Raw genomic sequence first — 19,041 nt, forward strand, 5'->3', positions numbered from 1 at the left:
CACAGATCTTGTGGAGTCGTCGCAAAGCGTCACCCGGCAGGTCGATTCGCGGGCGTGCTCACACCTGTTCCTGGTAGACCCTGATTTCCGTGGGATGGAAATTGCGGACGATCGTCCAGAATTCGTGAAGCCCGAGGCCATCAACCCAGCGGTCGAGTTCGTCGTCCGTGTCGTGGAAGAACCAGGACTCGAAGTGCCCCAGTGCCCGAAGTTGAGGGGCGGGTTCGTACCGAAGTTCGCAGTGGAGCTGGATGTAATGATCATGCTCGCCTGAGGCGTCGTTGACCTCGAACTGTCGGGCAAAGTCCAGCGTGAAGGCAGGCGGTCCCTCGAAGGTGTGGGTCCCGTACTGGCAGAGCAGGCCATCTGCGTCGGGTGCGTTCGCGGTGTCGAAGCGTTGCGAGCCGAAGCGTACGAACCTCAGCCACACTTCGTCCAAGTCCAGTTCGGCGAGAGGCTGTTGTCCAGGGCTCAGTTCATGCCGAAGTCGCTCCTGGGCCTGCTCTATGGGCGGTCTCCTCGACATTCCTGTCCTTCTCGGTCTCGAGGGAATCTGACGTCTCGTGGCGATCTTCTCAGCCCGTCACAGTCGCTGGCGTGGCCAGGGTTGGCTGCAGAGCCTGTGGCGAGACGCTATTGGAGCAGGATCATCTTGCGGAGGAGTTCGAATCCGGCACGGCCGTAGAGCTGTCTCTTGATCTTCTTGATGCGGTTCACGGCGCCTTCTGTGCCGCCGGAGCTCCAGTGCACGGTGAGTCCGGCGATCACAGCTTCGAGGTCGGTGGTGAGTCCGTGGGCGAAGCCGGTCATCCCCGGCAGCCGTGCGGCGCGGGCGGTGCTGATCCAGTCCGGCAGTTCGGCGCCGGTGCGCAGGGCGAGCATCTGGGTGAAGGCGCGTACGAGTTGGTGGGTTTGATCCAGCCCGGGGCAGGCGTCGAGGACGGCCTTGAGCTGGCTGGTTTCGTCTTCGGTGAGGGTGTCGGGGTGGCGGGTGATCCAGCCGACGACAGTGCGCACGGACGGCGCCGCAGCGGTCGGCGCGGGTACATCGGGCCACTCCAAGCGGCTGCGGGCCCAGTCTCGCAGGCTGCTGTAGGGCACCCGGTGACCACGGACGGCGAGTTCCTCGCGCAGGTCCTTGATAGTGATCACGCCGTCGGTGTCGTCGATGCGCCGTTGCAGGTAGGACTGGTGCACGTCGAGGTGGCTGGAACGGGTTCGGCGTCCGGTGACCATGTCTTGCCAACGAGCGGCCCGTGCGTATCGCTGGACGGTGTGCCGTCCCCAGCCGAGGTGGCGGGCGATGGCCCGCAGCCCCATTCCCTCCCTCAACAGGCCGTGGACCAGGGCACGATGGGCCCGCATCCGCTCGGCCCTGCGGCCGGCGGGCAGCTCGATCTCGGCGGTCCGTGTGTTGGTGGTCGCAGGATCCGGTGGTGGAGCGGCGGTGCGCAGGCAGTCGCGATGCGCTGCGACGCACTTCTCGACGGCCTGGTTGAGGTTCTGGAGAATATGGAACCGGTCCGCGACCTGCAGCGCGTTCGGGGCGCCGAGCGCGGCGCCCTCGGCATACGCCCCCGCACGGTCCCTGCAGATCACTTCTACTCCTGGATGTGCCCTCAGCCAGGCCGCCAGCGGCGCGGCCTCGCGGCCGGGCAACACATCGATGGGGTTGTGCCGTTCACCGTCCGTGATCACGGTGGCGTACGAGTGGCCGCGGCGGGTGGCGAAATCGTCGACCCCGACCGCCTGCGGTGTGTTGAACTGCGGGTCCGGCAAGGCCATCACCCGGCGCAGAAGCGTCATCCGCCCGGCACCGAGGCTCCGTTGGGCCGCCAGCCTCGCGCCGGCCCGTCCGGCCAGTGCGAGCCCGATACGCTCCAAGACGCGGTCGAGCCGGGTGGTGAAACGCGCGTACGGGCAGGTCAGCCGTATGAACGGTTCAGCGAACGTGCGTCGAAGACAGGCCCTCGCGTCACAGACGAAGCGCCGGACCTTAAGCAGGATCACGACACTCCGCTCGCCGAGCGGGAGATCCCGCAGTCTGCGCTGATAGGAGCCGTGCACTCGCTCGGAATGGTGGCCGCAGTCTGGGCAGGCCGCACCGGCTTTGCTGCCTCTGGCCACGATCTCGACCGTCCCGAAGGCGGTGGCTACCTGCTCGACGTCCACCTCGTCGATCCCGTCGAACACGAGCGCTTTCCAGAATGGTGCGTCGGCCTGCATGAACGGAACCGTCACTGACGACCGCTCAAAAGTGCGGAGCTCCGCACCTACTTGATGGAGCGTCAGCAACCACTGTTCGGCGGCACGGCGCACGCCGTCTCACGCACGAGCAGCCCACCACATTCGAATTGCGGGGTGAGCGGATGGATCCAGTTGCCGGGGGCGAGATGGCGGATCAGCGCGGGTGAGGTCGTGGCCGTGGTCCAGGCGGACGAGCCACGCCTGCTTCTCGGACACTCACGCCCGGCTGGAGAGAGGAGCTCGAAGCTCCACGCGCAGTCGGATCGAGGTGTCGATGGGCAGTCCCATACTGGAATAGCGAAGATCTTTCGAGTAGTTCGAGATGAGGTCGAGGTCCCGCAGCTGCCGCTGCAACTCAGAGGTCAGCGCTTCGTCCGAATCAGGGACGAGCTCGTCCTCTTCCTGCTCGGCCAGGAACTCAAGGTGTTGATCAACGGCCTCCACTGCCCGGCGACTGGTCCAGCTGGCGAAGTCGTGGCAGCCGAACAGATAGGCATGCGCGGCATACAGCGTCGCCGCTGCGGCAGACTCGTCTGCATCATCGGGCCCGTCCTGGCCGTCGTTGTGGCAGTACTCGCTGAGCATGTACTCGGCGACACCCCGTTTCACCGCCGAGAAGGCCGTCGAGTCACCGAGAACGCCCTCCCACACGGAGTTCAACAGGGGCCGAACGCCCACGGTGAACGGCGCCTGCTCGTCCGCGGGCAGTCCCTCATGCCAGCTCATGAGCCGTTCCGCGACACCAGCAGCAAACACAGCGCGTTCCCCAGCCGAGATGGCCTTCAGCCGCTCCTCCACCAGCGCTGAAAGCTCCTGCCACGTGTCCATATGAGCCATCCCCGAGTCGTGAAACCAGCGTGCCCACGCCAGCAACGTCGATCATTGCATCTACCAGCGACAACTCATCGGGCGAGGCTCCCTGGCTCTGAGCGCGGGGATACAGCCGGCGCAGCGTCCCCGCCCCGCCCCGGGACCAGATCGCTTGAGACAGGAGACGTGGTGACGCTCCGCGACCGCTCCCCAAGATCTGTGCCAGAGCCCAGTTCAGACCGTCAACGCCACCCATCGGACACAAGGTCGTCGAGCATCTGCGCCGAGAGGCCTTCAAGCAGCTGTCCTGGAAGGACATTGAGCCCTGACGCAATGCGGAGAAGAGTCAGCACGCTCGGGTTGCGTTGCCCGTGCTCGATATAAATGAGTCCACGAAAACTCAGTCCGCTGCGTTCAGCCAGCTCCTCCAGGCTGTATCCCTGCTCCTCCCTGAGGCGTCGGATTTGCATGCCGATGGACAGAAGCCGGGGATCAGGCAGTGAGTGACTTTCAGGCACACAGCGACTTGACCGTCACACTTTTGCATGCACCATGAACAGCTGTGCATAACTACCGGGCGTAGCGGAAAGCATTGCCTCGGCCGACAGCAACAGACCGATGCACGCGCCGGTCAGCCGAGGTTCGTCGCGCCGACGCGACCGTCGCCCTGATGAGTCCTCAGCCCCTTCGCACCTTCGAGCCGGGCCAGCTTCAGGAGTTGGCGGCCGGCAGACGACACAGCACTCAGCCAGATCATTGGGTGGGACATATGAGCAGGCCAACGCAGCCGTTCGATCGCTGGCACAGGACCTATCCGAAACCGGAACGCGGTGACACGCCGTGCCGCTGCGGCACCCCGAAACGCCCTCTGTACCCGTCCGCCGATCACGGGCGGGGGCGGCGCTGGCAGGCGCGCTACACCGACGCCGCCGGAAAGGAGAGGAGAGTTTGCCTGATTACTTGGGAGGAAGCCCGCAAGCGCCTGGACGCAGCATGTTCAGAATTCAAGAAGCCGACACCGGAAAGGAATGATGCCAGCAATGTAAGAGTTGCGTTCCATGCCATGGAAATGATCAGAAGGAAACGCAGCAAAAACAGGAATTCCCGTACCACCAACACCTACGAGAGCCACCTCCGCAACCACATCCTTCCGTTCGCCGGAGACCGTCTCGCGGGCACCCTCCGCCGCCGGGACTCCATGACCTTCGTCGATCACCTGATCGACAAACCCGGTCTCGACTCCGCCCACACGGTCCACCAGATCTTCAAGACCTGGCGCATCCTCATGCACTACATGCTCGACGAGGACGTCCCTCTCCCACCCAACATCGTGGCGCGGATCGAACTCCCCGACGTCACACCACGCGTCACAGTCCCGCTGTCACCCTCGCAAGTCGCTGCGGTCGCCGCAGCGATGCGGAAGGTCGCACCACGCTATGAGGCTCTGATCTGGCTGGGAGCATGCGCCGGACTACGCCAGGGCGAGGCCTTCGGACTGAAACGAAGCCAAGTCGTCTGGGACCAGGACCTACTTCGTGTCGCAGAGCAACGTCAGCAAGGCAAGGCCGTACACCTCAAGACCAAATCCAGCTACGCAACCCTGCCCGTGGATCACTTCCTGATCCAGCGGCTGGCCCAGCACACAGCGCTGTTCTCCGAGCCGCCGCCCGTTACACCGCAGGCCGAACGCCGCCGCCGGGCCCGCGGCTACATCGAACCGCCGGACGAGGGCCTGCTCGTCACGAACAGGTTCGGTAGGCCCGTCCTCGACAGCGATTTCCATGAGAAGTGGCGAAAGGCCGTGAGACTGGCCGGGCTTCCGGAACGCACCCGATTCCATGACCTCAAGCACTTCTACACGACCACCCTCGGCGCCTCCGGCAAGCACGATCCCAAAACGGTACAGGCACTCTCCCGGCATGCGGAGTTCTCCGAGACCTGGGACACCTACGCTCACCCTCCCCTCGCCGTGGAGGGGATCACGGTCAACGTATTCCGAACCATGTTTTCGCAGATCGACGGACCGCCGGCCGCACCGTGAACCGGCGCCACCCACACTGCTCGTAGTGGGAAGACGGCGAGCAGCTGTCAGGGAGGATCTGCCCCGTCGCGGAGTTGCGTAAGGCGTCTGAGGGCGCTGGGATTTCCGGCGTCCGCCGCGATCCACGCGAGGCGGTCGGCTTGGCGTCTGTCTCCTGCCATTTCTCGCATGATCGCGACCCGTGCCATGGCGTCGGTGTCTCCCGCATCGGCGGCAAGCCGGGCCAGTTCCTCCGCTCCTTCATGGTCACCTGCCGCTTCTCTCAGGTCGGCCAGGCGCACCAGGGCAGAAGTGCTCCCTCGTTGAGCAGCCTGATGTGCGAGACGGGCTGCCTCTCCCTGATGCCCGGTGAGTTCACGCATCTCCGCGAGCCGGTTGAGAGCGCTGGTGTCGCCCGCGTCTGCTGACAGCCACGCCAGGTCCTCCGCTCCCTCTGGGTCCCCGGACGCTTCTCTCAGGTCGGCCAGACGGGCTGCCGCGCTTGGATTTCCATCCGCGGCGGCCTGGCGGGCCAGGCGTTCTGCCCCCTCCAACTCTCCGGCATCCGCCATCATTTCAGCGAGGCGCGCCACGGCGGTGGGATTGCCGGCTGCGGCGGCTTGCTGAACAAGTCTCTCGGCGCCTTGTCGGTCCCCGGCCGCGTAGCGGATGGCAGCGATGCGGATCAGGGCGAAGCGGTGGCCGGCGTCGATGGCCTGTTGCGCGAGCTTCTCGGCTTCCTGCTGGGCGCCTGCTGCCTCGCGTATCTCGGCGAGCCGGACCAGAGCGAAGGACTGGCCGGCACGTGCGGCCCGCCTGGCGAGTTGTTCGGCTTCGTCTCGGTGTCCGGCCTTTTCCCGCTCAGCGGCGAGACGGGCGAGCGCGCTGGTGTTTCCTACACGTCCGGCACGTTGGTAGAGGCGGTGTGCTTCGTGGCGGGCTGTCGGGCCGCCAGTCTCCCGGATGGCGGCAATCCGGACCAACGCCGTCGTGTCGCCGGCTTTGGCGGCGAGTTGTCCCAGTCGTTCGGCCCCTTGAGTGGCTCCTTCGAGCTCTCGCGTCTCGGCCAGGCGGACGAGCGGTCCGGTGTCTCCTGCCGTCGCGGCTCGCACGGCGAGCACTTCGGCCTGTTTACGGTCACCGTGGGTTTCACAGATCTCGGCGAGTTGGCTCAGTCCCCCTGGAGCAGGGCGTCGAACTCGTCGTAATCAAGGAACTGTTGGGGCACGCCCACATCGGCGTCACCGCCAGCGTGTACGCCCACGTCCGACTCCGCCTCCAACGCGACGCCATCGACCTCCTCAGCAACGCCCTCCGCACCCCCGCCGAGCTCACCGGCAAGCCCGACGGCGGGAACGAACCACCCCTCTGCGCAGCCCCCGTCCGCTGACGTTGCCGTCAACTACTGACGTCACGGCACCCAGAAGCCCCACCAGAAACAAACTCTGGGTGGGGCTTCTGCATTCAAGGTCATTGCCTCAGATAACTGACCGTCTGCTGGCGCAGATCGTCAATCCTCCGGACCAACGATTCTTACCGAATCCGGAAGTTCGCCAAGCAAGCCTGAATCACCTGCCACAACCTTGGTTCCCCTAAGTCGAATGTCACGTAGGGAACCCATACTGAGAAGCGGAGCCACCGATCGCACCTCCCCCCCGTACGTAACCCTGAGCTCTTCCAGATTATTTAGAGCTGACACAGCGTTGAAGTCCAGCGGCTCAGGCTGAATTGACGCCCCTCCGCCAATCAGCCAGCACCGGCGTAGATCTCGGAGGCCTCGAAGGGGGGCAAGGCTTTCAACGCGCGCCTCAAGAATCTCCAGGTCGTCGAGTTTCGTGCAGTTCTCCAACCCGCGAAGATCCACAATCTGCCCCACGCCTTCCAGCTTGAATGACGAGATCCAGGGCGCACTCCTCAGGAATCCCAAATCACTCCTGCCGGATGACCAAAGCGTCAATCTCGTCAGGGCGGGAAACCCTGCAAGGTCAATTGCGCCCGCCCGATCATCTACCGCCAACGTCGCCAGAGATGCGTTCCGGACTGCAGGGATCGCCACTTCCCCCCTCGTGAGGAGCACAAGTTCGCGGAGTCCAGCAATTTTGAAAGCCTGCGAGTCATCGGCGACGCGGCCTTCAATCTCCAGATACTTGAGCTCCGGCAAGCTGAACAAGAAATCAAGGCTGCCCAGCCGCGCATTTCCGCTCACACGGAGGAACAATCCGTTGAATTCCCCGGACTGATACTGCCGGCCGAGTTCATGCTCATCGATCGACTCGTCGGCTCGCCAATTCAGGACACTATAGTCCGCCCGCATTAAGGAACCTCATTTCGGCGATTCAAAAGCGTACCGCCACCCACGCCGCCGTATTGATCCATTACCGACTGCTCTTGCTCCCTGATCGCTTTCCAGGAATGACCAGACATATCGTTCACGGATATGTTGGAAATGTCGCTCGTCGTGTAACCCGCCGACTTCACGGCCGCCTTGTCTGAATTGAAAGCGGCATGCAGGCGACTGTGTATGTTGGTTGAGCTGGACCCAACATACACCTTGCCATCCTTCATCGTGATGGTGTAAACCCCGGGCACGGTCGGAGCGTCCTTGAATCCGAACGTGCTACACGACGAGTTATGCACCAGCACCGGAGTATTCCCCGCGAGTACATAGTACGTGTGCAGTTGCTCAACGGTGAGGTTGTACATGTCGGCCTGACCGGGCCGGGTCTCGACGTCGATGACCTGGGCGTGCTGGTTGGTGTCGGTGTTGAGGGTGTGGCCGGAGCGGAGAGCGCCGGCGGGGACCCAGGCGTGCGCGGTGTCGTCCCAGAAGGGGTGGTTGGAGGTGGCGTGGAGGGTGGCACTCTGGCCGTCGGTGCCGCGGACTGTGACGTCGACGAGGTCGTTGTCGTAGTGAACGATGCGGGCCGTGACCGTGCGCGCTCCCTTGCGCTTTCCGGTCTGAGGGTCGGCTGCTGCGACTTGGTCGCCGGGTTTCACTTTGCCTATGGGTTTAGTCTTGCCGTTTTTCAGCAGGACCGGTGTGGCCGGGGTGAAGCTGCATGCCTCCCTCAGCATCGTCGCAGCGATGCTCTCCTCGGTCTCCGCGGCGACCGTTCTCGACGCACCCCGTGCCAGGAGTCCCTTGCTGACGGATCCCCACGCGAGTGACACCACAGTGATCACATCGGAGATGGCAGCCTCGGTGCAGTCGCCGTGCCCTGTGACGCAGTGGATGGTGGCTATGACGCCCCATGGGTCGTTCTGGGGGCCGGGCAGGAGACCTGCTTTTTTAGCCGTATCGCAGAAGCCGCCGTTCTTGTCGTCCCGGATATAGCACAGATCCCTGGCGAATCGGGCGAGGTACTGGCTGTAGGTGGTGTGGCGCGGGTCGAGGCCGGCGTAGCGGGCCACGAGTTCTTTCTGCGCAGGGAGTCGGATCCCCTGGATGATCGGCTGGCCGTCCTTGGCGGTCTTGGCTCCGGACTTACTGCCGTTGGTCGTCTTGGAGTTGCCGTCTCCCTGGGAGGTGCTTTTACCGCCGCCCTTGTCCATGTTGTCGATGTTTTGCTTGGAGCAGTTGCTGTCTGGGCCGCAGCTTTCGAGCCCGGTGGGGTCGGATCGGGTGACGGGGCTGTTGTTGCTGTAGCTGTAGCCGTTGATCTGCTGCGGATCCGCCGTGTCCAGTACCGGGTCGGCGGACAGGAATCGGCCGGTGGCGGGGTCGTAGTCGCGAGCGCCGAGGTGGGTCAGGCCGGTGCTGGTGTCCTGGGTGCCGCCGACGAAGCCCTTGTCGCCCGGCCAACTCGTCGGTGCCTTGCCTCGTGCGGCGCCGAAGGGGGTGGAGCGGCGCTGCTGGAGGGTCAGGTCGGTGGCGTTGATGGCGAGTTCGGATGTGCCGTGGTGGTCGCCGATGAGGAAGGAGAGCTTGTTGTCGTCGGTGCGGATGGCCTGGTTGCCGTCACCGAGGTCGTAGTAGCGGGTCGCCTTGGGTGTGGTGGAGCTTTTGGCGAGGGTGATCTGGGTGCCACCGAGGTAGAGCGTGGTGTCCGCGTCGGTGTGTGTGATCAGGCGGTTGCCGTCGGCGTCGTAGACGTATGAGGTGGTTTTGGTTCCGCCGCTGCCGTCGGGCTTGCTCACCTGTGCGAGGTTGCCTTCCGCGTCCCAGGTGAGGGTCTGCTTGTCACCGCTGAGGGTGCGCGTCTGTGTGTTGCCCGCGCTGTCGTAGGTGTAGCCGTCCTGGGAGACGCCGTTGGGGCCGGTGGTGTCGACCTGGGTCAGGATGTGGGGCTGTTTGCCGCCCGCGGCCGGGTATTTGTAGCCGCGCTTGATGTCCTTGGCCGTGTCGCCGGTGGCGTCGTGCTGGGTTTCCGTGAGCCGGTTGCCGCTGAGGTCGTAGCTGTAGGACTGCCAGTACGGGGCGGGGCCTCCGAGTGCCGAAGCCGACGGGACCGTGGCGCAGGTGGTGGTGTTCTGGGCCCAGGCATCGGTGAGGCGGCCGAGATAGTCGTAGGTGTAGCACTGGTTGTCGGTGCCGTCGCGGGAGACGTCCGAGAGGGAGGTGATGTTGCCTGCCTCGTCGTAGCCATACGTGGCCGACTTGTCGGTGCCCGCCACTCCGTCGCGGTACACGCTGGAGCTGTGGAGGCGCTGGGTGCCCCACTCGTACGCGTTGTAGATGTCCGTCTGCTTGGCGCCAGTGGCCTTGTACGTGTACTGCAGCGCCTTGCCGGTGTAGCTGTAGACGGTGTTGGTGACGTAGGTGAGGCCGCCGCTGCCGGAGAGGGTCTTGGGGCGCAGTATGTCGTCGTAGACGGGTGTCACGGCCTCGGCGGTCAGGCTGCCGGCGGCCGGGTAGCCGACCGACTGCACGGTGCCGTCGACGTTGTAGGCGACGTTCGTCTGATAGGAGCCCGCGAGCGAGCCCTCCGAGGCGGGGATGGTGACGGTGGTGCGGCGCGCCCTGTAGAGGGTGTCGTACTGGCTGTAGGTGGTGGTGTAGGCGTAGCCGCTCGCGCCGCCGACGTAGCGGGTGGCGGTGGACAGCTGGCCCTTGAAGCCGCTCGGGTCCCAGACGTGCTTGGTCAGCAGGGTTCCGGAGGCGTCGCCGTCGTGGGTTTCGGTCCCCCGGCCGAAACCGTCGTAGATGTGCGTGATCTTCTTGCCGCGGCTGTCGGTGGTGGAGACCAGTTGGTTGCGGTCGTCGTACTCCGACGTCGCGGTGCCCTTGTCCGGGTCGGTTGCCAGCTTCTGGTTGCCGCGCTGGTCGTATTCGTACGTCCAGGCGTTGCCTGCCGGGTCGGTGAGCTTGGTCAGCTTGCCGGCCGGGTTGTACTCGTAGTGCGTCTGGTCGTACGCGCCTGTCGGTGTGGCGGCGTGGTACTGGCGCAGGTCGGTGGTGTTGCCGCGGGCGTCCGTGATGGTCGTGGTGGGAGTGGCGCCCTTGGGCGGGGTCACGGTGACCCGGTCGCCCCCGTAGGCGGTGACGGTTGTCGACAGGACCGTGCCGTTGTCTCCGTTGCCTGCGATCTGCTGTGACTTGGTGGCGCGGCCGAGACCGTCGTAGGTGTTCCAGGTCTGTGTCTCCACCGCCAGCGCCTCGTCCAGAGTCAGCATGCCGGTGGAGGGGACGCTGGTGTTGTAGTACGGGGCGAAGGCCTTGGTGGTCAGGCCGCGTTCGTCGTAGAAGGTGTCGCTGATCAGTCGGCCGCCGTCGGGTCCCGGGGCCTGGATCTGGCGGGGGCGCAGGAAGCCGTCGTAGAGGGTGTAGGCGGTTTTGCGGCCCGTTCCGTACAGGGTGGTCGTACCCACTGCGAACGGTTTGCCGTCGGTGATGGTGTAGGAGAACTCGTAGTTCGGGGTCTCGCTGTTGGCCTTGGAGCGGTTGGGCAGCCAGACTTTGAGTTTGCGGCCGAGCGCGTCGTAGATGGTGTCGGTGCGCTTGGTGTTGGTGTCCACCACGGTGAGGGGGAGGCCCCTGACGGTGTCGTAGGTAGTCGTGGTGGTTTGTGCGGTGGCCGTGTTTCCGGTTACGGCAGCCGGTGTGACGGTGATGGTGGAGCCGGTGGGGAAGCCGGTCGTCGGGGTGTAGGCCGTTGTGGTGATGCGTCCGCCGGTACGGTCGGTCCGGACCGGAGCGGTGGTCTCTGTCGCGGTGACCGTGCCGGTGATGTCCGTCGCGGAACTCTGGCGGCCGTAGGCGTCGTAGGTTGCGCCTGCTTCGGTGTAGGTCGCGGTGGTCCCGTCATGGGATTTCAGCGTCGCCGTACGGGTGGCGTCCCCCTTGGTGGGGGCGGTTCCGTAGGCCTGCCCGTCGTAGGCGGTGCGGATGTCGACTATGACGTCCTTGGACCGGTCCGGGGTGTCCGCGCATTTGACCGCTACGGATTCCACCCGGGATGGGCCGTCGAGGATCCAGGCGGTGGTGTTGTCGACGTAACTGGTACGTGTGCACTGGTTGTCTGTGGAGCTGGATTCGTCGCCGAAGTCGTCGGTCTGGGTGATGCGTCCGGCGGTGTCCTCGAAGGCATTGGTCTGGTAGGTAGTGCGCCACTTGCTGCCCGCCCCGTCGTCCAGGGAGGTCCAGGTGCGGGTGGAGGCGGTGCCGGTCAGGTTGGCGGTGGCGCTGCCCCAGATGCGGAGACGTACCGCGGTCTGGTGGTGCCACGGAGTGCTGACGGTCTTGCCCAGGAGCCCCCCGCCGGGGCCGCTGTACTGCTCGGTCTTGTACTCGAAGCCGGCTGCGGACTCGTGGTCGGTGATGGTCCCGCCGTTGTCGTCGGACACTGTGACCGACTTGCTGCCGCCGGCCGGGGCGGCCCTGTCGCCGTCCATGCCGCGCAGGAAGTAGTGGTCGGTCTGCGACTTCATGCCGACCGGGTCCTGGCCTCCGGTCTGAACCCGCACGTGGGCGTAGCCGCGCCAGGTGGACCAGGTCTTGTACTTCTCCTTGGTCAGGCCGTCATCGTCGTCGTAGTGCCAGGCCGTCCCGTCGAGATAGCTGTAGCGGGTGACCATCTCCGGGGAGGCTTTGGTGCGGTCGGTCTCGGTGACCGAGTCGACCACGTATTTGTTGAACCATTGCAGGGTCGGATCCGCGTCGCCTTCCTTGGTGTAGTACGCCGGGAAGCAGCGGGTCGTGTTCGTCTCGGGCTTCGGCAGACTGGAGGCGTCGCAGGCAGCCGCGGAGTACTGCACCGACACCTGTCCGCCGGATTCGTCGGAGATCCCGGACAGGCGCTCCTTGATGAACGCGGACGTGTCGTCCCCGGCTGTCTTGAGGCGGTTGGTGCGCTGGTCGTAGGCGAAGGCGACCTTGGGCAGGGTGATCTCTGGGGTGGCCGCCTTGCCGGTGTGCTGGATGGAGTCCAACAGCAGCTGGTAGTCGATGTCCGACATGCCCCAACGGTGGTTGAGGGCCCAGGAGTCGACTGCCTGGTACGCGCCGTCCGACTGCAGGACCTTGGTTGTGACTGCGCTGAGCCGTTTACGGGTCCAGAACGAGGGACTGGCGTTGTAGCAGTCGGCGCCGGATTTGCAATTCAGGTCCCACGGGGTGTCGTACCAGTAGAACTTCTTGTCATCGATGGTCGAGGCGTCGCAGGTCACACCGGTTTCGGGCAGGCAGCGTTCGACGGAGGTGAAGTCCACCTTGGCCAGCGCCGACCCGTACATGGACGAGGACTTCAGGCCGTAGTCGATGTGGTCCAAAGACCCGCCGCGGTCATAGACCGTCGCATTGGCCGATGCCACGTTCCGGGCGTAGTAATTGGTCTCCTTGTTGTAGTAGTAGGAGATCGCGTTGCCGTGGGTGTCGACGGCGTAGTCCAGGTTCCATCGCCAGCCCTGCTGACACCAGGAGCCGGCGAATGTGGCGGCGTGGCACGGCTCCGTGTCGTCGTTGCCGAAAACGGGCGCGGTCCAGGCGGAGTTCGTTTCCGATTTGCCGGAAGTCCAGCCCGGAAGCCGGTTGTAGCCGAAGAAGTACTGGGTACCGTCCGTGGTCGTGACACGCCAGTACTCGTCGTTGCGGGCGCCGTTGGACCGGACGTCGTTGGTGTCCGCGCCGTAGACGCGATCGACCTTGGTGCCGTCGTCACCCTTGATCCTGAAGCTGTTCTTGCCCGTTGCGATCAGCTCACCGGAGTGCCCGTTGAACGACAGCGTCGCGTTGTCGTACGCCCAGCACAGGTCGCCCGGTTTGATGCCGTCAGCGTTCTTCACCCCGTCGTCGGCGCACGACTTGTAGCTGCGCTCGATGAAGCCGGGCCACAGGCTGAACCCGTCGCCTGCCCAGGAGGCCTGGTTGTTGGTGTTCGCCGTACGGCCATCCACCGTCCCGGACGCATACGACAGACCCACCTGCGGGGTGAAGGAGCCCGGTACATCAGGCACAGGCATGTCGTACGACCAACTGAAGTCCCCGGTGTTCAGGTTGGTCTGCCACGCGGAGGAGGCCGAGAGCTCGGTGGCCTTGTAGTCACCCTGGTCGCTTGACGTACCGGTGGTCGCCGCCAGCAGCGTCGTGGCCGCACTGCCGCTGCTGTCCGCTGAGGACAACGGCACCGCGGCGGCCGTCAGGGTCTTCGCCTTCACATCGTTGTGGGTGGGGATCGTCTGCGCGGTGGAGCACTTTGCGGTGCCGGGGTGGGCCGCCGCGCACGCGGGCAACCGGATCAGCTTCAGCCGCGCCGCATACGCACCGCCATACGCCTGCGCGAACTTCGAGTAGTCCACGCTGACACCGACCGAGTCTCCCTTCGTCCCGGTCTGGGGGCGGACGGAGAACAACACTCCGTCCACACCGGCGCGTTCGGTGCTCTTACGGTCCAGCACACGCACCGTGGCGGTACCGGTCAGCGGTGTACGGGCCGTGGCTTTCTTGCCCTTGGCCGGAGGAGTGGCGGCCAGGGAGATCGGCAGGTCACCTGCCCGGACGGCTGTGATCCCTGTTTGAGATCGCAGTGTGACGGTCGCGGAACCGGCCTTCGCCCAGGCCCGTTTGGGCGCGGACTTCGGCGCACGTGGCTGATGGTCCGAGACTCGGGGCAGTGGCTTGACGCTGTGCCCGGTCAACGGCTTCTCCGAGGCGGGCACCTTGATACCAGTGGCTGCCGCGGGTTCGACCACCGCCGCCTGGATCAAGGTGCCGACCAGTACGGCGGAAACCGTCAGGGCGACTCTGCGCCGGATGCACGTCCGTGCCCTCGCTGTCATGGCTCGCTCCATCACTCTGCCCGTCGTCCCGTGCCGTCTCACCCCGACTGGCAGGGCTTCGACCGGAAATGGCCTTGATGCTTGGGTACTTGCTGCTCGCTGGCGGTGCGGCTGCCTGTCTGTCGACAGCCGCACCGGGTCGCCGTGTCAGGGGCCGGTCGTGGTGCCCAGGTCGACACCGCTGTTCAGGCTCTGGATCTGGGTATCGGCGGCGGCGCCCTGGAGGACCCAGACGTCGTCGATGGCACCGCTCCAGTACTCGCCCCAGGTACTGGCGCCGGTCTTGAGCCGGCCCAGTTGCAGCCCCTTGGCCGCCGCGAACGGCAGGACCGAGTAGTTCCAGGACACCTGTTCCTCGCTGCACGTCGTGTCGTCCAGGCACGACGCGCCCTGCACCTGGCCGTTCACATACAGCGCGATCCGCCCGGCGTAGGCGTCGTAGACGACCGCGACGTGGTTCCAGTCGTTCTCCTGGAACTGCGTGTGTTCGGCCGTGGAGGCGGTTGCCGTCGTGGAATCGGCGTTACGCGTGACGAGTTGCCAGCGACCGGCGGTGGCCGGGGTGGTCGCGTCGGGCACGTACCGCACCGCGAACGCGTTGGCGTTCGCCCCGGCCATGCTCATCACCGTCATCGGTCTTGTCGGCCGACCCGCTGTCGTCGCCCAGGCCGACACGGTGAAACTCCTGCTGGTGTCGATGGGCGAGGTGCTGGTGGCCGCGTAACCGGTGGTGCCGTTCAACGTCAGTTCGCCGACGCCGATCTTCACGTTGGGGTCCGTCAGGTAGACGGAGGCCCCGTTCCCCAGTGTCAGTGGGTGTGCCGTGTGATCCTCGCGGACCAGGTCGTCGGGGGAGGACGTTCCGGACTGGGCGTCCAGCTTCCAACGGCCCTCCACCGCAGGTCGGTTCTCGAACGACTCAGCGATCTCCGGGGCGGACAGGGCCCTGTCGTACAGCTGCACATCGGAGATCTGGCCGGGAAAGAAACTGGATGCCGTACCGCTGAATCTGCTGGCCCCGATCAGTACCGGACCGCCGGCATAGAACGGCGCGTCGACCTTGGCCGTCGCCACCCACTTGCCCTGCACATACAGCCGCAAGTCATCGGTGACAGCGTCGTAGGAACCCACGATGTACGTCCACTCGCCCCCTGGCGCCAGTGCTGCGTCGCCCTGAGAGGCTCGGATGGCAACACCGTCCGTGCTGTCCTTCGAATACTGGTTGAACGTCCAGCCGTAGGAAGCCGAGTAGTACAGCTCGAACCCCGGCATCACGGTGCCGGCCTGAGTCGCGATCACCGCACCGTGTGTGGGCTTGGTCTTGGGCAGTTTCGCCCAGGCCGTTACCGAGAAACTGGTCTGGTTATTCAGGACCGGACCGGGCGTGGCGGCATAGTCGTCCACGCCGTCCAGAGTCAGCGCCGTACCCGCACGGCCCGGATCGCCGAGCTTCGCACCGCCCTTGAGAACCGCCGGATTCACATCCGCACGGCCCGTCACCTGCGTCGTCGGATTGCCGTCGGCGTCGGTGGCCAGCTCGTCGAGGGGGAACACTGCCCGCGCCGGACGACCACCGCCGATGGAGTTCTTGCTGTAGAGGTCGCTGACCTCCGTAGCCGACAGAGGCTTCTCGAAGACGCGAACCTCGTCGATCGTGCCTGGGAAAAAGGATCCGGGCGTTCCGCTGTGCGAGCCGGCGCCGATCTGCAGACCCCGTCGAGCGTCCCAGGGGGTGGAATACGGCGCTGTCCCGGCCAACACTCCGTTGACATAGAGCGACAGTTGATTGGCGCCCGCCCCGTAGGTGCCGACGAGATGCACCCACTGACCCGCCTTGACCCCGCCCGCGGCCGCCTGCTCCGCCTGCACGGGCGTCGCGGAGGCGGTGTCCGCCGTGTATTGGTCGAACGCCCACCGGTCACGGGACTTGGAGTAGTACAGCTCAAAGCCCGGGGCGTTGTTGCCCGGCTGTGCCGCGATCACTGCTGCCGTGTCCGGCACCTTGTCGAGCTTTACCCAGGCAGCCACGGAAAAACTGATCGAGGTGTCCACTGCCGGGATGTCCGACACCAGGTAGTCGTCCACGCCGTCCAGGGATACTGCGGTGCCCTTCACGCCCGAGGCCCCCAGAGTGGGGCCGCCCTCCAGGTCCAGGGTGCGCGTGCCGGCGCTACCTTCGGCTTGGGTGGCGCCGGACGCCTCGTCCAGCTTCCACTGCGCGCGCGTCGGCTGGCCCGCCTTCACCCTGTACATGTAGCGGGCGATCTCGCTGCCGGTGCCCGCCGCGTTGAACGACTTGACGGACAGGAAGTTCGCACCGGCCCGGGTCGGCCTGAAACTCACCGTCCTGGCCGCTCCGCCAGATGTGGCCACCTCATTGTCCGCAGACGGGTCCGCGTTGACTCCGTACCAGTACTTGGTCACACCCGTGTCCGACGAGGACATCGTGAAGGTGCCATACCTTCCCACCCCGTCGTACACCGGATCGTTCGGATCACTGTCGTCGGCGGCCGGATAGTCGCCCGACACGACGGTCGGCGCGGGCGGCACGGAGGTGTCCCAGACGAAGTAGCACCCCGTGGCCGAGCCCGCGGCCGACCATGGAGACGCGCTGTAGTAGGTGTCTTCGTCGTAGTCCCAGGCCCGCGCGAACCAGGCGATCGTCTTGTTCTTCGGGATCGCCTTGCCGGACAGCGTCTCGGTCAACCTGGTGGAGAAGTCGGAGCCGGATGACTTCGGTGTCATTCTCGCCGAGGTCCACTGGGCGGCGAAGCCGCTGCCGGCGTCCCACCACACCTGGAACTGCACACTGACCTGGTCCTTGTCCGGGTCCGTCACATCGCTCGCCGTGATGGTCGGAAGTGAGTTGATGGCCACCTTGGTGTCCGGCGTGTGGCACGTACCGCCGCGTGACATGGTCAGCTGCTTCATCGCGAGCTGCTTCGGCGTCTGGTTGTACTTCACCCGCAGATACGCGTCGTCCGAGAACCGCTTCCAGCCGTACTTGTCGTCCTCGTTTGCCGCCTTGAGCCCGAACGTCGTGTACGAGGAGTCGTTGGCGGCCGCGTACTTCACCCCGGCCGTCGCATCGAACTCCACATCACCCGCCGGGCAACCGGAGCCTCCGCCCTTGGCCACCGACCGGGCATCCAGCTGATCGATCCAGAAGCCGGTCCCCGAGGTCTGGTCGTTCCACGTCGTCGACGAGGTGATGTTCTTGGTCCGCCACAACTGCACCGACCGTGCCTCGCAGGAGCCGGACCACGTCTCGTGCGCCACGAACGTCGCTTTCAGAACCGACTTGCCGCCGAACTTGCCGGTCGGAAACCGGAAGAGGACCCGCTTCAGGTCATACGGAGCGCAGTAGTCCCACCCGCAGTAGCCCACACCTGCATCCGAGTCCCCGTTGAACCGCCACTGCGGCGAGGACGCCCAGTAACGCGAGACCATCGTCCACTCCCCCGCCTTCGGGGTGTAGGTCTGCGGATCGATGTAGACCGGGAACGTCGTGCCAGGATCCGTCAGCAGACCCTGATCCGGCGTCAGCCTCAGCTCCTGGCCGGCCGACGCCACCTCCACGCCGATCGGCGCGATGTTCGCCGCATCCCCCGGCCCATCCTCAGCAGCGGAGTCGGCGGCATCCACGGCCGTCTGCCCCGCACCTCGAACCAACTGCGTCTGCGGGCCCGTCGCCTCCGTCGAATCCCACATGACGGGCTGCGCCGCCTGGAAGACGACGCCGCCCGCCGCCTCGTCCACTGCTTCCAAACCGCCGGACGTGCTCTTCTGCAGATCCAGTCCCGTGGAGCCGACGCCCAGCTTCAGCTCGGCGAGCGCCGGGTTCTTCGCCGCCTCGGCACTGTTCACAACCAGCAACTGCGAAAAGCCCTCGCCGGTCGCCCGCACCTTCAGGTCAACGTCCGGAAGCACGTCCGCGTACGTCGCAGTGTCTGCATCCAGGGTCGGCACGGGAAGCGTTGCCGGCCACGAGAACGACAGTTCCTTTCCGGTGCGTTCCAACGACACCAACGGACCCGTGCCGCCGCCGGAGAACACGATCCCAACCGCGGAGGCGTTCGGCGTCACAGTGCCGTCGGACCGCCTGGCCAGGGTGTTGTCGATCGCCTTCCACTGACCATCGGTCCAGGTACGCACCGGCCGAAGGTGCTGCACCGCCTCCAGACGACCGTCGGGGGTCGCGTACACCTCGCCCGACTCGGTACGCAGCGAGGTGACCTCGACGTTGGTACCGCCGGACTCGGCCGCATCCTCGGCAGCGGAGAGCGTCACCGCAGTCTTGGTTCCGCCCGTGTTGGTCGACCGCTCCCCGGCGTGAGCTGGGGTGCCGACGCCCGTCGACGGCACAACGCTCGCCACAACCGCAGCCGCGATCACGGTGATCAGCAATCGGCCCACACCGCGCCGTCTTCGGAACACGCTCATTTTCCCCGCCCCCGACCTCACAGAGTCCCCACCCGGAAGTCACAAGATCCTCAAAAGTAAGTGGACCTTACCCAGCCCTTACTTGCACGCGTCAAGGGCTGGCCACCAAAGCCTCCAGCGCACCCTTTGAGGCAAGCCGGGCCACTCCAGCCACATATCCGAAGCGTCGGATTGAAGCGCTAAATGAATCTTTAGCCCACTTCACACAAGGCTCATGTCCCGACATAGGCAGCATGCGCAACGTCGAGATCCGGACACCCACCACACGACCTCGACTGCACGAGTACGGCTTAGCTTTACCTGGATTT

The 19,041-nt window shown here is 65.4% G+C and carries 11 protein-coding genes; 4 read left to right on the forward strand and 7 right to left on the reverse strand.

What is annotated here, in order from left to right; genetic code table 11:
• Positions 1-58: 58 nt before the first annotated feature.
• From OG407_RS16725 to OG407_RS16740, 4 genes are all read right to left on the reverse strand, one after another.
• A complete protein-coding gene (locus tag OG407_RS16725) occupies positions 59-526 on the reverse strand; it encodes a hypothetical protein (RefSeq protein ID WP_405858855.1) in 468 nt (155 codons plus the stop codon).
• A gap of 107 nt (positions 527-633) precedes the next feature.
• On the reverse strand, positions 634-2,226 hold the full coding sequence (locus OG407_RS16730) for an ISL3 family transposase (protein WP_405858857.1): 1,593 nt from the start codon (positions 2,224-2,226) through the stop codon (positions 634-636).
• Between the two features lie 237 nt (positions 2,227-2,463).
• Entirely contained in the window at positions 2,464-3,075 is a 612-nt protein-coding gene (locus OG407_RS16735; protein ID WP_405858859.1) for a hypothetical protein, read from the reverse strand.
• A gap of 224 nt (positions 3,076-3,299) precedes the next feature.
• Positions 3,300-3,527 carry a helix-turn-helix domain-containing protein gene (locus OG407_RS16740; protein WP_405868440.1) on the reverse strand — a complete coding sequence of 76 codons (228 nt, stop codon included), beginning with the start codon at positions 3,525-3,527 and terminating at the stop codon, positions 3,300-3,302.
• A 200-nt stretch (positions 3,528-3,727) separates the two neighbouring features.
• Here OG407_RS16740 and OG407_RS16745 point away from each other — a divergent pair, with 200 nt between their 5' ends.
• From OG407_RS16745 to OG407_RS16760, 4 genes are all read left to right on the forward strand, one after another.
• Positions 3,728-5,098, forward strand: a complete 1,371-nt coding sequence (locus OG407_RS16745; protein ID WP_405858861.1) for a tyrosine-type recombinase/integrase — start codon at positions 3,728-3,730, stop codon at positions 5,096-5,098.
• A gap of 140 nt (positions 5,099-5,238) precedes the next feature.
• Positions 5,239-5,505: a hypothetical protein gene (locus OG407_RS16750; RefSeq protein ID WP_405858863.1), complete on the forward strand. Its 267-nt coding sequence runs from the start codon at positions 5,239-5,241 to the stop codon at positions 5,503-5,505.
• 192 nt (positions 5,506-5,697) lie between these two features.
• Complete coding sequence (locus OG407_RS16755) at positions 5,698-6,285, forward strand: hypothetical protein (RefSeq protein ID WP_405858865.1); 588 nt, start codon at positions 5,698-5,700, stop codon at positions 6,283-6,285.
• A gap of 11 nt (positions 6,286-6,296) precedes the next feature.
• On the forward strand, positions 6,297-6,467 hold the full coding sequence (locus tag OG407_RS16760; protein WP_405858867.1) for a hypothetical protein: 171 nt from the start codon (positions 6,297-6,299) through the stop codon (positions 6,465-6,467).
• A 120-nt stretch (positions 6,468-6,587) separates the two neighbouring features.
• Here OG407_RS16760 and OG407_RS16765 read toward each other — a convergent pair whose 3' ends face one another.
• From OG407_RS16765 to OG407_RS16775, 3 genes are all read right to left on the reverse strand, one after another.
• Positions 6,588-7,391 (reverse strand): hypothetical protein, encoded by an 804-nt coding sequence (locus OG407_RS16765; RefSeq protein WP_405858869.1) that lies wholly within the window; start codon positions 7,389-7,391, stop codon positions 6,588-6,590.
• On the reverse strand, positions 7,391-14,290 hold the full coding sequence (locus OG407_RS16770; RefSeq protein ID WP_405858871.1) for a polymorphic toxin-type HINT domain-containing protein: 6,900 nt from the start codon (positions 14,288-14,290) through the stop codon (positions 7,391-7,393). Before OG407_RS16770 ends, OG407_RS16765 begins: the two co-directional genes overlap by 1 nt.
• Before the next feature lie 147 nt (positions 14,291-14,437).
• Positions 14,438-18,580 carry a LamG-like jellyroll fold domain-containing protein gene (locus tag OG407_RS16775; RefSeq protein ID WP_405858873.1) on the reverse strand — a complete coding sequence of 1,381 codons (4,143 nt, stop codon included), beginning with the start codon at positions 18,578-18,580 and terminating at the stop codon, positions 14,438-14,440.
• Positions 18,581-19,041 lie beyond the last annotated feature (461 nt).

It is taken from the genome of Streptomyces sp. NBC_01515, assembly GCF_045040345.1.
In the GTDB taxonomy this organism is placed as follows: domain Bacteria; phylum Actinomycetota; class Actinomycetes; order Streptomycetales; family Streptomycetaceae; genus Streptomyces.

Excerpts from the sequence above, each read along its gene's own strand:
- OG407_RS16730 (WP_405858857.1), bottom strand. The coding sequence starts at position 2,226 with ATGCAGGCCGACGCACCATTCTGGAAAGCGCTCGTGTTCGACGGGATC.
- OG407_RS16770 (WP_405858871.1), bottom strand. The coding sequence starts at position 14,290 with ATGACAGCGAGGGCACGGACGTGCATCCGGCGCAGAGTCGCCCTGACG.
- OG407_RS16735 (WP_405858859.1), bottom strand. The coding sequence starts at position 3,075 with ATGGACACGTGGCAGGAGCTTTCAGCGCTGGTGGAGGAGCGGCTGAAG.
- OG407_RS16745 (WP_405858861.1), top strand. The coding sequence starts at position 3,728 with ATGAGTCCTCAGCCCCTTCGCACCTTCGAGCCGGGCCAGCTTCAGGAG.
- OG407_RS16740 (WP_405868440.1), bottom strand. The coding sequence starts at position 3,527 with ATGCAAATCCGACGCCTCAGGGAGGAGCAGGGATACAGCCTGGAGGAG.
- OG407_RS16725 (WP_405858855.1), bottom strand. The coding sequence starts at position 526 with ATGTCGAGGAGACCGCCCATAGAGCAGGCCCAGGAGCGACTTCGGCAT.
- OG407_RS16765 (WP_405858869.1), bottom strand. The coding sequence starts at position 7,391 with ATGCGGGCGGACTATAGTGTCCTGAATTGGCGAGCCGACGAGTCGATC.